The 15,321-nt window shown below is 41.3% G+C and carries 15 protein-coding genes; 11 read left to right on the forward strand and 4 right to left on the reverse strand.

The features are described 5' to 3' along the window. The first annotated feature begins 692 nt into the window (after positions 1-692). Positions 693-1,100: a DUF1699 family protein gene (locus tag MSKOL_RS11560; protein ID WP_048156373.1), complete on the forward strand. Its 408-nt coding sequence runs from the start codon at positions 693-695 to the stop codon at positions 1,098-1,100. Between the two features lie 647 nt (positions 1,101-1,747). On the opposite strand, the gene MSKOL_RS11565 is transcribed toward MSKOL_RS11560, so the two are convergent. Next, the gene (locus MSKOL_RS11565; RefSeq protein ID WP_048121096.1) at positions 1,748-3,046 is read right to left on the reverse strand and encodes a TrpB-like pyridoxal phosphate-dependent enzyme; all 1,299 of its coding nucleotides are present in this window, start codon (positions 3,044-3,046) and stop codon (positions 1,748-1,750) included. A gap of 537 nt (positions 3,047-3,583) precedes the next feature. After that, complete coding sequence (gene thiD, locus MSKOL_RS11570) at positions 3,584-4,930, reverse strand: bifunctional hydroxymethylpyrimidine kinase/phosphomethylpyrimidine kinase (protein ID WP_048158328.1); 1,347 nt, start codon at positions 4,928-4,930, stop codon at positions 3,584-3,586. A gap of 435 nt (positions 4,931-5,365) precedes the next feature. Between thiD and MSKOL_RS11575 the strand changes: the two genes are divergently transcribed. From MSKOL_RS11575 to purF, 3 genes are all read left to right on the forward strand, one after another. After that, positions 5,366-5,584 (forward strand): LSm family protein, encoded by a 219-nt coding sequence (locus MSKOL_RS11575; RefSeq protein ID WP_048121098.1) that lies wholly within the window; start codon positions 5,366-5,368, stop codon positions 5,582-5,584. Between the two features lie 148 nt (positions 5,585-5,732). After that, complete coding sequence (locus MSKOL_RS19375; protein WP_080942245.1) at positions 5,733-5,903, forward strand: 50S ribosomal protein L37e; 171 nt, start codon at positions 5,733-5,735, stop codon at positions 5,901-5,903. 49 nt (positions 5,904-5,952) lie between these two features. After that, a complete protein-coding gene (gene purF / locus MSKOL_RS11580) occupies positions 5,953-7,386 on the forward strand; it encodes an amidophosphoribosyltransferase (protein ID WP_048121099.1) in 1,434 nt (477 codons plus the stop codon). 66 nt (positions 7,387-7,452) lie between these two features. On the opposite strand, the gene MSKOL_RS20230 is transcribed toward purF, so the two are convergent. After that, positions 7,453-7,623: a hypothetical protein gene (locus tag MSKOL_RS20230; RefSeq protein WP_156151065.1), complete on the reverse strand. Its 171-nt coding sequence runs from the start codon at positions 7,621-7,623 to the stop codon at positions 7,453-7,455. 220 nt (positions 7,624-7,843) lie between these two features. Between MSKOL_RS20230 and MSKOL_RS11585 the strand changes: the two genes are divergently transcribed. Next, on the forward strand, positions 7,844-8,908 hold the full coding sequence (locus MSKOL_RS11585) for a hypothetical protein (protein ID WP_048121101.1): 1,065 nt from the start codon (positions 7,844-7,846) through the stop codon (positions 8,906-8,908). A gap of 120 nt (positions 8,909-9,028) precedes the next feature. Here the strand turns inward: MSKOL_RS11585 and MSKOL_RS20235 are convergent, their stop codons facing one another. Next, positions 9,029-9,166, reverse strand: a complete 138-nt coding sequence (locus MSKOL_RS20235) for a hypothetical protein (RefSeq protein ID WP_156151066.1) — start codon at positions 9,164-9,166, stop codon at positions 9,029-9,031. A gap of 320 nt (positions 9,167-9,486) precedes the next feature. Between MSKOL_RS20235 and MSKOL_RS11590 the strand changes: the two genes are divergently transcribed. From MSKOL_RS11590 to MSKOL_RS11615, 6 genes are all read left to right on the forward strand, one after another. Continuing rightward, complete coding sequence (locus tag MSKOL_RS11590) at positions 9,487-10,206, forward strand: carboxylesterase (protein ID WP_048121102.1); 720 nt, start codon at positions 9,487-9,489, stop codon at positions 10,204-10,206. A gap of 264 nt (positions 10,207-10,470) precedes the next feature. Continuing rightward, positions 10,471-11,106: a tRNA (pseudouridine(54)-N(1))-methyltransferase TrmY gene (gene trmY, locus MSKOL_RS11595; RefSeq protein WP_048123942.1), complete on the forward strand. Its 636-nt coding sequence runs from the start codon at positions 10,471-10,473 to the stop codon at positions 11,104-11,106. Between the two features lie 129 nt (positions 11,107-11,235). Then, complete coding sequence (locus MSKOL_RS11600; RefSeq protein WP_048156378.1) at positions 11,236-12,531, forward strand: tRNA pseudouridine(54/55) synthase Pus10; 1,296 nt, start codon at positions 11,236-11,238, stop codon at positions 12,529-12,531. 148 nt (positions 12,532-12,679) lie between these two features. Beyond that, complete coding sequence (locus MSKOL_RS11605; protein ID WP_048106216.1) at positions 12,680-12,973, forward strand: 50S ribosomal protein L21e; 294 nt, start codon at positions 12,680-12,682, stop codon at positions 12,971-12,973. Positions 12,974-13,609: 636 nt separating this feature from the next. Further along, positions 13,610-13,963 carry an RNA polymerase Rpb4 family protein gene (locus tag MSKOL_RS11610; protein WP_048121107.1) on the forward strand — a complete coding sequence of 118 codons (354 nt, stop codon included), beginning with the start codon at positions 13,610-13,612 and terminating at the stop codon, positions 13,961-13,963. Between the two features lie 355 nt (positions 13,964-14,318). Then, the gene (locus MSKOL_RS11615) at positions 14,319-15,041 is read left to right on the forward strand and encodes a DUF655 domain-containing protein (protein WP_048156383.1); all 723 of its coding nucleotides are present in this window, start codon (positions 14,319-14,321) and stop codon (positions 15,039-15,041) included. Positions 15,042-15,321: the final 280 nt, after the last annotated feature.

Below are 15,321 nucleotides of genomic sequence, written 5' to 3' on the forward strand. Positions count from 1 at the left end.
GATTTTTACCAAATCTAGTGTATTGATTCCAAAGTATGTTCAAAATTGATTTTTTGAAAACCAAAGAATACACGGAAAACACGAAAATGAGTGATAAAGACCTGGTTCTTCCGTGCTTTCCATGTTTTTCGTGGTTGTAACATCCAGATTGGATCACTCTTTCGAATCACTCTTTCGAATCACTCTTTCGAATCACTCTTCGGAAGATTGCGTTTTCCGTGTAACAAAATTACATATGACTTTAAAATAATATTTGAGTTATAAGCTGTAATTATTTTTTTAGTATGTATTTATTTGATAATCGATGCATTACCTTATGAAACCTTATGACTGACATTCCGACCCCTGTCACATTGAGACAACAATCAATTGATGTTAGCCATTTTGTTAATGGATTACTATAATAATTATCCTTTTATGATTTGAATTATATAAAAGTATCAAAAATCGGGATGTGCACTACGAAACATTTTTATATTTTTTATATTTATTAATATTTTATAATCAAATTATATAGATTTGAAATATAAAAGTATTTTTTAGCTTTTTAGTTCTGCTTTTCCCATATACTTCTTTTTCAGTATTCTCAATATAACAGGACAAAATCGAGGAGTACACAAGAAAAATATTTAAATAAAGTAGTGTAACTTCTTTTATTGATACTTTAGTAAGTTTTGGGTCGGGGGATCTATATGAGAATACGAGTTATCAGTTCAAGAAATGAAATTCTGTCACTGAATCCGAATGAAAAGGTAGTTCACTTCGCATTCAGGCCGTCAAATAAAGATATTTTTCTGCTTGTTGAGACCTGTCCGAAACTGGAAGTAATCCAGCTTCCAAGATCATACATAAGGACAGTTTCAAGAGCCATAGAGATGTTTATGGAAATGCAAAAAGTTCAGCTCATAGAAGGGGATGTCTGGGGCCACAGAAAAGACATTAATGAGTATTATACTGTCCCCTCATCCGTAATTTCAAAAATGAGATGCATGAAAGCTGAAGGCATTCCCAGTGAAAAAATTGCGGAGAAATTAGCGCATGAGAGCAAACTTAGTCCTGAAATGATTTCTTACATTCTGAACAAAAAAGATTTGGAGTAAGAAAAAAATCTCTGCCCTTGTCCAGCTAGCCTTTTCAAAAAAGGCTTGAGAAAAAAACCCAGCAATGACATGGTCGGAGTGATCAACCGGCGAAACGGTTGTAGAACAACCCTTTTCAAAAAAGGCTTGACCGAAAACTATTGCTAAACCTAAAACGTCATGAAAGCGTGATCAAAAGGGGCAACGGTTGCAGGTAAATGGTTTCTGTGCAACATTTGTGCTCAAGACGACGAGTTCAAATTCATAATCAAGCAACACATCTTTAAAAAAGACTATAAATAATCAAAAAAGCAAAAATATTTAAAAAGAATGAAACTTTTAAAGGTGTTTTGGATTATACACGAAAACGTCTTTCTATATAAAGTTATATGAGCAAATATGATATTGGAATCTAAATATTAAATTTTTAAACTCTTAAACATCCTTGAGACCAAATAATCCTGAAGTATTTTGACCAACTTGAAATTTCATGGAGTGTTCCTGGTTCTCTTGGCTACATCTGTACAGATGCGGTTTTTATAATGTCTTTCTATTCTCTGTAGCATTATTGCAGAAGGAGTAGAGGAGTGTGGGTTTCCTGATTGCCAGGATGCCTTTAAGGCATCCTGTTGAGTTATATCCTGAATTTTGTCTTTTTCAGTTGTTTTTCAGGCGAGTTCCTTGTTGAAATATTTATCATAGGAACTCATGTCGAAATGTCCGTGTCCACTGAGGTTAAATAGAATTGTTTTTTCTTCTCCGGTTTGCTTGCATTTGAGAGCTTCGTCGATTGCACAGCGGATAGCGTGGGAGGATTCAGGAGCAGGGACTATGCCTTCAGTCCGTGCGAACTGCACAGCGGCATCAAACACCGGGTACTGATCATATGAAACAGCTTCAATAAACCCTTCAGCGCAGAGTTTACTTATGATTGGAGAGTCACCGTGATAACGGAGTCCGCCTGCGTGGATGGCAGGAGGCACATGTTTGTGGCCGAGGGTATACATTTTAAGAAGCGGGGTCATTTCCGCAGTATCTCCAAAGTCGTACCTGTATTCTCCTTTGGTCAAGGACGGGCAAGCTGAAGGTTCGACTGCAATTACTCTTGGATATCTTTTTCCTTCAATCCGGTCTTTAATGAACTCAAGAGATATTCCCGCGAGGTTGCTTCCTCCTCCACAGCAGCCTATAACTATATCAGGATAGGTTTCAACCTTTTCAAGTTGCTTCTTGCATTCGGCCCCGATTACTGTCTGGTGGAGCATAACATGGTTGAGGACACTTCCCAAGGAGTACTTAGTGTTATCGTGTGCGATTGCATCCTCCACGGCTTCACTGATTGCTATCCCCAGGCTTCCCGGTGTTTCCGGCTGCTCTTTCAGAATCTTTCTTCCGAATTCGGTATCTTCGCTTGGAGAGGGCACAACATTTCCTCCCCAGACTGTCATCAGGGATTTTCGATAAGGTTTCTGGTAAAAACTGGAACGGACCATATAGACTTTACATTCGAGGTCAAAGTAATTGCAGGCAAGAGCTAATGCACTTCCCCATTGTCCTGCCCCTGTTTCAGTTGTGATCCTCTCGGTTCCTTCTTTCATATTATAATAAGCCTGAGCAAGTGAAGTATTTGTCTTATGGCTGCCTGCAGGGCTTACCCCTTCATTTTTATAGTATATCTTTGCAGGAGTTTTGAGAAGTTTTTCCAGCCTGTGAGCCCTGTAAAGAGGACTGGGCCTCCAGAGCTTGTAAATTTCAAGTATCTCTTCAGGGATATCAATAAACCTTTCACTGCTCATTTCCTGCTTAATAAGACCTTTCGGAAAAATAGGTTCAAGAGCTTCAGGAGTTATAGGCTCCCAGGTCCTCGGATCAAGAGGAGGCTCGATAGGAGAGGATAAGTCTGAAAGGACGTTATACCACTGATTAGGCATTTCATTCTCGTCAAGGATAATTTTGGTCTGTTCCATAGGTTTTCTCCGTAGTCGTTTAGGTACAGATTCGTACTTCGACGTATATAAGTGTTATTTATTTTACATTTAAGGTGTTCGCATCCCATTTATGTACTTTTGGGAAACAGGTGTTTGAAGAAAAGCTACTTATTAAAACTAGAGCTTGAAAAAAAGAAAGACTGTCAGAAGTTGGAATTGAAAGAAGGAAAAACAGTTAGAAGCAAAAACCGGAAAAAAAGTAAATTGGACAGAAATAGGAACCGAATAAAACAAAAAAGGTCAGAATCTCTCAATTATATAAACGTTTGATTCTACAAATATTCACTTGATATTCTGAGAGGTTCGCTTGATATTCTGAGAGGTTCGCTTGATATTCTGAGAGGTTCGCTTGATATTCTGAGAGGTTCGCTTGATATTCTGAAAATTTCACTTGTTTAGCATGAAAATGCTGCCATCCGCAAGCATCTTCATTGGTTGTGCATGTTATTCAAAGAATATCATGTTTGTTTAAGATGGCTTGTAGATAACTGAAATTATTGATTCTTAACCGGATTTTTACTGTATCTGTTCTGCAAGCTCCACAGCAAGTTTTGCCACTTCAGTGGCACATCTCCCGAGCAGGCGTATCATTGGTTCTTTTCCCTGACCCCCTTTATCATAGATGACTTTCGGCACGCTTCCGTATTTTTTGATTGCTTCGGCTGTACCCCAGTCCATAGTACTGGAGTTTTCCGGTTCTTCGGTCCTGTCAAAAGAGGAAATTCCAAGTTCCATATCTCTGCAGGCTGAAAGTGCCTCCCTGGAGTATTTTACGTTAATTGCTGCCCTTATTTCAGGATCATAACGAAGGGACGCAAGAATAATACTTGCTACATGTCGGCTGGCCCCAAAATCCACACAGCCCACAGGAACTGCCCGTCCCATGTACCTTACTATCCTGCCTTCAACGGCAGCAACGTCTTCGTAGCTGTTGGCTTCGGGAATAGCCATTCCGATGTTGCAGCCTACTTCGGGAATCAGTTTTGAAAAATCAGGGCTGCCTTCAAGGATCGAAACTGCTTTTTTTACATTTCTTAAAACCAGGTAGCGCTCTTTTTCCTCCAGAATCGCTCCAAGCTGGTTTACAGGACTTACTCCCCTGCCTGCAGGCCGGCTCTTGAGAATTGCCTTTTCAACGAATTTCTTTGCTTTCCTTGCAGCTCCTTCCAAGTTATCTCCAGAGGCTAAGAAGGCAGTCACTGCTGCAGAGTAAGTGCAGCCCGTGCCGTGTGTTCCTCCTTTAACAAAAGTGCCCGGAATACGGGTAAAAGTCTCAGAATCAGCTTCATAAATCAGGTCAGTGGCATCCAGATGCCCTCCTGTAATAATGACAGCTTCAACACCCAGGTCCGTGATTTTTCGGGCTGCAATTTTCGCGTCCTCAGGAGTTTTTACAGACATGCCAGCCAGTACACCTGCTTCGGATGCATTGGGCGTCGTAACCTTGCATAAGGGCAGCAGTTCTTCAGTAAGGACAGAGATAGCTTCTTTTCGTAGCAGGTTCCCTCCTGCTTCAGCAGCTATAACAGGGTCCAGCACAAGGGAAAGCTCATATTTCCTTACTTCTTTTGCAACTTCCCTTACGATCTCCGATGAGGCAAGCATACCACTTTTTGCCCACCTGGCCTCCATATCGGTGCAGACAGCTTCAATCTGGCTGGCGACAGTTTCAGGAGTGAGGTCAAAGGTTTTCAGCACTCCAGTAGTATTCTGTGCAGTAACCGATGTAATAGCGCAGGTTCCGTGCACTCCAAGAGCGGCAAAAGTCTTCAGATCCGCAGCAATTCCTGCTCCTCCGCCTGAATCCGAACCTGCTATAGTCAGAACAATTGGGGTTTTTATTTTCAAGGGTTTTTCGGTCATGGATGTCTCTCTTTCTTTCATTCGTTTTCCTGCTACTTTATAGAGCTCTTTCTTCTGGAAATATGAAATTAATTTAATATTGTGCCTTTCAGGAAGATTTTTATAAGTTTTAATAGAATTATTTGTAAAAAATCTTCTCAACAGGATTAGGTGATCCTTTGTTTTTTCTGAAGGGTTATCTTTGTCCTGAAGGAATTCCCGTTCATTTCGCATTTATATCAGGGTATTTTGTAGAGAATTCCCGTTCATAGCAGTTTTTTTTCTGTATGATAACTTAAAAAGTGATATATTGCTTCGATACATTTATATATTGTATTTGCGACTTTGATGCAAATAATCAAATTTAAGACGCGGCGATCAATTTAAATCTGGATTAACTATTTATATTGATATAGATAATGACTTGATTTATAATGTTTTAAGGGGACTGTAAGGATGGCAAACCGACCTCTGGATATTTTGAACAACGCATTGGACACACCTGTAATCGTTAGATTGAAAGGCGCACGCGAGTTTAGAGGTGAGCTGAAAGGATACGATATTCACATGAACCTCGTGCTTGACAATGCTGAAGAGCTAAGAGAAGGAGAAATTGTAAGTAAGTTCAGCAGTGTCGTTATTCGCGGTGACAACGTGGTATACGTATCTCCGTAATCTATATCAAGCACTTCATCTATTATCGTAAAACCTCAATGACCAGGACTTATTGTGACTGGCCGCAGAGAGTAAATTCAGATGAATAGAATCGCTTCAGATTATCGAATACTGCTCTAACAAATTAATTTTATCAGGAGATTTAGGAATGAGTAAAGGTACGGCATCAATGGGAAAAAGGCAGAAACGCACACATGCTAAATGCAGGCGCTGTGGGAGTGTTTCTTTCAACGTGCATACAAAACAGTGTACTTCATGTGGTTTTGGAAAAACATCTCGAATAAGAGCTTACAAGTGGCAGGCAAAGTGCAAGTATTAAACCTGTCTGTTCCACTTTCTCTATTTTTTACCTTCACCGGAGGTCGAAATTGAAAGAAGAATGTGGCGTTGCAGGCATAATTCTACCAGGCGACAGGCCTCAATCCAATACTGTCGCATTCAAGCTGTATTACGCCTTGTATGCCCTCCAGCATAGGGGACAGGAATCCACTGGCATAATGGTATATGACGGTACATCCTCTCATTCCATTAAAGGCATGGGTCTTGTTCCTGATGTATATAACAAAGATTCTCTGGGGCACCTGATCGGAAATGTAGGAGTAGGGCATGTCCGCTACTCAACTACCGGAGGATCAAAAATAGAAAACTGCCAGCCCTTTATCCTGAATTTCAAAGGAGGAGCAGTTGCAATTGCCCATAATGGGAACCTTGTTAATGCCAGAAAGCTCAAGGATGAACTTGAGTGTGAAGGCCGTATTTTTATCAGTGATTCCGATACCGAAGTTATCGGCCACCTTCTTGTAAAAGAACTGATAAAACACGACCCCATAGAATCTATCCGGAATGTCATGCGCAAGCTTGTCGGTTCCTATTCTCTGGTTATCCATATTGGCGGTGCTCTGTATGCTGTGCGGGATCCTCTCGGTCTTAAGCCGCTTTGCTTCGGAAAAGTCGATGGCGGATACGCAGTTTTCTCGGAAAGCGTAGCCCTTGATACCCTTAACGGCACCCTTATCAGAGATGTGCGGCCAGGTGAGGTAATAGTCTTTACGGGCGACGGCTTTGAGAGCTGCCAGATAGGAAACGAGCCTCATCCTGCTCATTGTGTGTTTGAGTTCATTTATTTCGCAAGGCCTGATTCCATTATTGATGGAAAACTGGTCTACAAAGTGCGGGAAAATATTGGAAGGGAACTCGCCAGAGAGCATCCGGTAGAGGCTGACATTGTTTCTCCTGTTCCGGACTCTGGGATTACTTCGGCAATTGGTTATGCCAGGGAATCAGGTACTAAATACCTCGAAGGCCTGATGAAGAACCGTTACATAGGGCGTACATTTATCCTGCCTGGCCAGGAATTGCGTGAAACCGCAGTCCGGCTTAAAATGAATGCTATCCAGGATAATGTCAAAGGCAAACGTGTCGTTCTGGTTGATGACAGCATTGTCCGGGGTACAACCTCCAGGCGGATTATAGATATGGTCCGCAGGGCAGGTGCGTCAGAAATTCATTCAAGAGTAGGAAGTCCCGCAATTATTGCTCCCTGCTATCTGGGCATAGATATGGCTACCCGGCAGGAACTTATCGCCTCTTATAAAACCGTAAAAGAGGTTGAAAGCCTAATTAATGCGGATTCCCTCGGATATCTGAGTATTGACGGACTTATGAGGGCTCTTGAGTGCGATAAGAGTGACATGTGCCTTGGTTGTCTCACAGGAGAGTATCCTGTAGAAATCCCTGGAGAAAATTGCACAAGGAAACAGACACGTCTGGATGATTTTGATAATAAACCGGAAAGTTCCTGAACGGCTCTTCCCAGTCAATTCATAAGGAACTTTCTTCACTATTCTTTTTGATTTATCACTGTATTTTTAAATTCTTTCACTATCTATTTGATTTACCCCTACTCTTTTTGAATTATCACTATCTATTTGATTTTCCACTACTCTTTTTGAATTATCACTATCTATTATGTTGTTTTTCAAAAACTCACACACGACATCTACGATATTACTAAAATATATTTTTTCAAGCTGTCTCAAAACTACACATAATTTTACAAATAGGATAATGTACTATAATTCGAGGCAAATAAATATCTGAATTTCAGAATAATTTTCGATCTGAATTTAAAGTCAACAATTTCAATTATCCAATTGTAGAAATGGGTCGAGTTTTGAGACAACCGGTTTTAGAGATTTTTTATAATTAAAGGAAACAATTAAATGCAAAATTGAGCAAAAATACAAAGAGGGTTGATTTATGGAAAAGAAGCTGGTATCAGGTCTTATTTTATTTATAATACTTTTTATTGTACTGCCCTATTCAGCAGTAGCTGCCGATGAGAACTTTCTTAAACATACAAGCTCAGGAAATGCCTTTGGGGGTGGTGAGGACCTTCAGATCAACCAGGACATTCAGGGAGACCTGGTGCTTGCAGGGTCTCAAATCGAAGTAAACGGGAACACAGGAGGTAATTTCCTGGGTGCAAGCGGGGATATAATTGTTAATGGAAATGTTTCAGGAAACATTCTCGCACTAGGAGGCTCCATACGGATAAACGGAAATGTAGGTGGAGATGTAGCAGCACTCGGCGGTCAGATCATTCTTTCCCGGGACAGCGTGGTTGAAGGGGATATTCTACTTGGCGGAGGGGAAGTAACGCTTGACGGGATAGTTAACGGAAATGGGGAAGTCTCAACGAGCACCCTCAAAACCGGAGACGACTTCGAGCTTAAAGGAAATCTTGCACTTCAAGCCGATAATTATCCACCCAATCTGAACGATAAGGTTGGTGGAAACCTGAATATTACGCAGGTAAATGCAAAGGAAGAAAGTTATGAAAGTGTTACCAAAGGATTTAGCATTTTCTCCTTCATCCTGAGATTGCTCGCGTCCCTGGCTCTGGGCCTGATCCTTATCCACCTTTTCCCGGGTTTCGTAGGCGGGCTTGCGGAACTAGTAAAAGATTCACCTCTTAAGGCAGGATTACTGGGTTTTCTAACTCTAATTTTCCTTCCAGTGCTCTCAATAATCCTGCTTATTACTTTCTTTGGGTGGAGCCTTTCGATCCTGATTATCCTGCTTCTGGCACTTGCACTCCTTATCGCGACAGTGCCGGTGAAACTGCTTGCAGGCGAGATAATCTATAATAAAATATTAAAAAAGGAAGCGGGAAAACTGATGTACTATCTTGTTGGGGCAGTCCTATTTGCAATTATATACGAAATTCCTTTCCTGGGAGGGCTTATACGTTTTATTGCCCTCATTATTGGGTTAGGGGCAATAGTAGTTTGGCTTGCGACTCGCGCCAGACCAACTGATTAAACTGGCGGACTTTTCAAGTGAGTGAAATTTCAATTTTCTCGTGCAGGTGATTTCAGTCAGATTTTCAAAAAACTTGAGAAAAACAGAAAATTTGGAGGGAATCAAAAAATTTGGAGGGAATCAAAAAATTTGGAGGGAATCAAAAAATTTGGAGAAAATAGAGGAATTTGAAGGAACTTTGGCATATCTTTCATCTTTAATTTCATCAGGATTGATGTCCAGTGAAGCCAGCACTTTTTTTAAAGCTTCAAGTTCCATTTTTTACTCCAAGATATGAGAAGAGGAAATGGAAATATTATTATATTTTTTCTGTGGTTGGAAACCCATTTAATTTGAAGAGAATACATATAGTCACGCCTGTAATTGTTGCAACAAAAACCTTCATTGCACCTCATTGAATATTTGCATTATTTAGCCTTGTGACTATAGTTGCCGTTATATGTGTCACAACACTATTATATAATTATAAAACTATAAATTTATATAGTGATGTTACACTAACTTTTATCACCAAATTTTGGAACTTAGTCGAATGAATGCGAATTAAATTTATTTTTTGCTCAGAGATGGGTGAGAGAATGGAAAAAAGGCATTTTTATATCTCAAATAATAAAATTCATATTCCTGCCATCCTGTGGGGAAAGCAGAGTGAAAAGCTGTTGATTGAAGTTCATGGCAACCTTTCTAATAAAGAAGACACCGTAATTTCCATGATGGCACAAAAAGCCGTTGAAAAAGGTTACCAGGCATTAAGCTTTGACCTGCCCATGCATGGTGAACGTGCAAATGAGGAATATGCCTGTATTCCTGAAAATTGCGTAAGTGATCTGACTGCTGTTTATGAATATGCAAAGTCACTTGCATCTGAAATTTCTTTGTTTGCGTGCAGCATGGGAGCTTATTTCAGTCTGCTTGCCTATCATGACCTTAACATAAAGCAAAGTTTGTTTCTCTCGCCCGTCGTCAATATGGAATGCATCATACGCAATATGATGAAAGGCTTCCAAGTAAGTGAAGAAAGACTAAAAGCAGAGCATGAAATCCGGTTGCCAATCGGACAGACATTGGAATGGAATTATTATTGCTACGTAAAAGAAAACCCTATTTGTTTTGAATGGAAAGTACCTACTGCCATTTTGTATGGTTCTAACGATAATCTGTCTGACTGGGACGAGATTTCAGCATTTGCAGCGAGGTATCACTCAACAATTAAAGTCCTGGACCACGGGGAGCATTACTTCCATACGGAAGAGCAATTGAAGATATTTGATAGATGGGTAGATGAAAATCTGCTGTAAAACTCAGGAATGACAAAAATATAAATTCAAATATTTTGGTAGTCCATCGTTTGTTGATTGATATTAATCCAAAATAATCGAAATACAGTGTACAGCTATTCCTTTCCTACATTTTTAGCACTGCTGTGGCCGGTCTGCTGTGTGAATACATAAACGCAAGCAAAGCCATGTTTGAGACTATGCCATGAAAACATCAATCAGGTATTGGTGGACGACCAAAAGCTTACGTATATCTTTTATACCTCTTGCGTAAATATAGTGCCCATGCGCGATATTGTTATTATAGGGCATAAAGCAAACACAAGCGGCGACTTTACATTAAATGACCTTCCAGGTTCTGCAGGAAGAATGGATATCCTTTGCCGCTGCGTGAGTTCTGCCCTTTTTCTCTCTTTCGGAATGCGCAGGGATGTAAATGTGCACCTGCTCCTTCTGGGAGAACCCAATCCCGGAAAAATCCTCAGGTTTGAAGGACTACACCTGAGATACCTTAACCCGGACGAGCGAAGCAGCGGTTCGCTTATCCAGAAAGCCCTTCAAAAAGACGCAAGCGAACAGGATATCCGTTCCACTCCAGGCGTCTGGGTTCGCAAAGGAGATCTCGATTCCCTGCTCTCGGAATTTGAAGGACGCCCCCTGCTCTATCTGAGAGAAGATGGAGAGGATATCAGGGCAATTGCAAGTGAAATCCGCGACCCAGTCTTCATCCTGGGAGACCATTTAGGAGTTACCGAAGAAGAGGAAGCACAGCTCCTTAAGGCAGGGGTGAAAATTATCTCGGTAGGTCCTCTTTCTCTCCATTCTAATCACTGCATAACCCTTATACACAATGAACTTGACAGAGCTGAAGCTGAAAGAGGAGAGATCCCCGGAGAAGCTGACAGCAGGGTTGAAGATTGAGTGGTGACAGATTTAATGATGACCAGAAATATTAAGTGATAAGGAGCTTTCATCTCATACTTATCCCTTAATTTTGTCACTCATTCCCAGGTCAATTTCCCGAAAAAAGCTTAAAGAAAGTGAAAGAAAATGGACGTACTCGATATTTCAAAAAAGATTTTGCATGAAGGCCCGATATGTGACAACTGTCTGGGCCGTCAGTTTGCAAAATTATCCACAGGCCTGAGCAATAGAGAACGTGGGCAAGCCTTGAAACTCGCCCTTGTCCTGGAAGGGGACCGGATCTATAAAGCTGAAAACGATGATTCTCTTCTCAAAGAACTTGCTCCTTGCAGTGTATTTGCGAGAAAGGCTCTAGGAACAGAAAGCGAAGATGAACAGTGCTGGGTCTGCCTTGACCAGTTTAAAAAGCTGGATGAATGGGCCGATGAAGCTGCAAAAGCCCTTGAAGGGCTTGAATATTCTACCTTTCTTGTAGGCACAAAGGTCAGCGGGCTTCTTAGTGAAAACGAGGAGCTGCTCTGGGCTGAGGCTGGAACTGCATATGCCGAACAGCTTAAGACCGAGCTTAATAGGGAAGTTGGCAAGCGGATAGCAGAGAAAGTCCATAAAGACGTGGATTTCGAAAACCCTGATATTACAATCACCCTTGACCTTGGAAAAAACGAGCTTGATCTCCAGCTCCGCTCGGTATATATTCTAGGGCGCTACCGCAAACTTATCAGGGGAATTCCTCAGACACGCTGGCCTTGCAGGAAATGCAAGGGAAAAGGATGTGAGCGCTGTAATTTTACAGGGAAACAGTATCAGGAATCCGTAGATGAGCTCATAAAAGGGCCTGTAGTTGAGGCTTTCCAGGCCAATGATACGGCTTTTCATGGCTCGGGCAGGGAAGATATCGATGCCCTGATGCTGGGAAGTGGCAGGCCTTTTGTAGTAGAAGCAAAATCTCCTGTAAAGCGAAGCACAGACCTTGAAGAACTTATGCGAAATATTAATGAGAAAGCTTCCGGAAAAGTTGAGGTAAGAGAGTTTTCTTTCACTGGAAAGGATATGATTGAGACCTTGAAAAGCTCAAAGGCGGATAAAACTTATAAGCTTAAAGTTACATTTAAAGAGCCTGTTTCGGAGGAAAAGCTTAAATCCAGCCTTGAGGCTTTGAGTGACATAGAGATCTCACAGCAGACTCCAACGCGGGTAGTTCACAGGCGGGCTGACCTTGTCAGAAAAAGGCATGTGCACCGTATCAAGCTTGACGAACTGACAGACGACGGTTACGCTTACATAACAGTAAACTGCGAAGGCGGGCTGTATGTAAAAGAGCTTGTTTCCGGAGATGAGGGCAGGACAAACCCGAGCCTGAGCGGACTTTTAGGGATTCCTGCGCTTGTAGAAGATCTTGATGTGGTCAACGTTGATATTTAAACTCAATCTGAATCGGCGTTATTTAATATATAGAGTCAGGAAAATACTGCCTGACTGAACGTCTTATTTAAATAATATCCATCTTATCTAGAGAAAAACTGTATATACTATAGACTAATTAATCGAGCATTCTAAGGAGGAACATGCGATGACAAATTCCCACGGCGAAAAACGCTGCACAAGGTATAAACTACAGAAGACAGTTCGTGAAAGAGGGATTTCCCCTGTAAGCAAGGCAATTCAGGAATTCGAAGAAGGACAAATGGTCCACATTGACATTGATCCGAGTGTTCAGAAAGGTATGCCCAATCCGAAGTTCCAGGGTTCTACCGGAAAGATACTCGGACAGCGCGGTCGTTCTTACATTCTTGAAGTCCGCAACGGAAATGCGATGAAGGAAGTTATTTCCCTCCCTCAGCACCTTAAACCGCAGAAGTATTAATTCCCATTCCAGGCAGTTAGGTTGTAAAACCTAACCCATTTTATCTGAGTTTACAGTATGCAGGCATTTACCGTAGGATCGGGCTCCTGCCAGGGGTTTTCAGTAATTTGTAAGGGCTGGGTCTGTAATTAAATGTAAGAAACTCAATGACTCCTGGATAACTGCTTAAAGGGAGAGGGGACTTAAAGAAAACTGATTTTAAAAACTTGTCTCTTATCCCTATATGATGGTTTATTATCTCAAGATGGTGATCCCTTATCACGAAATGGTGATCTCTTATCCTGAGATGATGGTCTCTTATCCCGATATGGATCTCTCTTATCTCGAGATGGGACTATCTATAATTATATATCGGTTGTCAGACATATACCGATCCAGATAAGGAAAAGATTATTCGGAACAATTTCAGATTATTATTAAATACGATCGAATTTCGTGCATAACGGCAATCTGAAGAAGGCCTATACATGAAAAGAGTTAAGCAATCTATCTCAAGGCCAGTTCAGATTTCCGGATGCTGACAGGCAGAAATTTACTTGCCAGGAACTCCTGGAGAATTGAAGAGTGACCGGAAGAGATTACTCAGCAGGGAATGGCAAATTGTTACAACTTTTAAGTCGAAAAGAGTGTATTCCAATGATAGTTAAGGAAGTCCTCAGTGAAGAATTATTGACTTTAGCCGAAGTCAGAGATCTACTTAACAGGATCGCCGAAGAGCGCAGAGAGAAGGGGCTTGAAGTCGGATATGGATTTAGAAAAGCTCTGCACCATGCTGAACAATTCTCAAAGATCAGTGGAGAAAAATCAAGGGAACTGGTTAACAAGCTGTTAGAACTCGAAAAAATGAAGCCTTCAATTGCGATCAGGATCGCAGATATTCTGCCTCAATCCAGGGATGAAATCCGATCAATCTACGCTAAAGAAAAATATACCCTGAGCAATGAGGAACTAGATCAAATTCTCGATTATGTATTGGAAGCTATTGAATAAAACTGAGACGCAAAGGGAATAACCTATATAGAAGTTTTCATCTTCTTATTTATAAGGGAAGTATCCAAAACTTAGAGTACTTTAAAGTGTCAGGAAGTGCCTGACCCGAATTCAAACATAGTGGACTCGTTGGGTTGTTGAAGATATAGAGTCCGGGGATGTCGGTTACAGGGTAGTCTAAAGTTTTACGGGACATATAGAACACCAGAAATTTGTGAATTGTCGGCAGTTCCGATTAATGAATAGATTTCAAACCGGATGGAACCGAGTTAAGCATATCAGGATAAGATATATCTTGAATATCCTGAACACAGATTTCCATGGGATTTCAGATTAATTGATAGGATGGGTGCTGATGAGAGTAGAGAAGTCGCAATCAGGTAGACCGTACGCTGGCAGATCAGCTGCTGAAAAACCTTCTTATGGCGGCAGGCGTCCGACAGGCAAACCGCAATCCGAGAGACAATCAGAAAGAGCTCCGCGCTCATCCAGAAAGTCCCAGGAAAGCTCACAGGACAGGGAGGAATATGCATGGGTTCTCGACTATCTTCCCTATGGGAAATCAGTTGACGGCACTGCCGCATACCAAAAAAAGCCTCTTGTTCAGGCTGTGGGAGATAAAAAATTTACTCTTATGGAGCTTGTTCCCAAAAACGGTGTGGTTCCTCAGATCCAATCAAGAGTTTATATAGGATCGGGAGACAGGGATGAAATCGACCACGTAAAGCAGAGAATAGGCTATTTAGATCTTACGACAGGAGCGAACCTCGAACTGCCTTTTATCCTTGAGGCGTGTGTAAGGTATCAGGAGGTGCGCTTTGTAAAGTTTTTCAACGAGGCTCATTCTATAACTACCCGCCTGCACATGCTTGATCTCCTTCCCGGAATAGGCAAAAAACTCATGTGGTCTATAATCGATGAGCGCAAAAAGGGAGACTTCAAGAGTTTTCAGGATATCCGGGAGAGAATCCCAAGCCTGCATGACCCGGCTAAAGTCCTTGCCCACAGGATTGAAGAGGAACTCAAGGATGATTTCATCAAGTACAGGCTATTCACAGCTCCACCGCGCCGACAGTAAGCCGAGAGAGATGAACTCTCTCGGTTCTATTTTTACCAGTAAGGCTCTCAAGGTTAACTTTTTCAGTTTTTGATTTTTGTCATTCAAATTATAGTAATTCCGTATTGGCTAAAGATTCCATTATTGACCAAAGGTTCCATTATTGACCAAAGGTTCCATTATTGACCAAAGGTTCCATTATTGACCAAAGGTTCCATTATTGACCAAAGGTTCCATTATTGACCAAAGGTTCCATTATTGACCAAAGGTTCCGTATTAGATCAAAGTACTCAATTTACTC

The sequence above is a fragment of the Methanosarcina sp. Kolksee genome, from assembly GCF_000969945.1.
Classification (GTDB): Archaea; Halobacteriota; Methanosarcinia; order Methanosarcinales; family Methanosarcinaceae; genus Methanosarcina; species Methanosarcina vacuolata.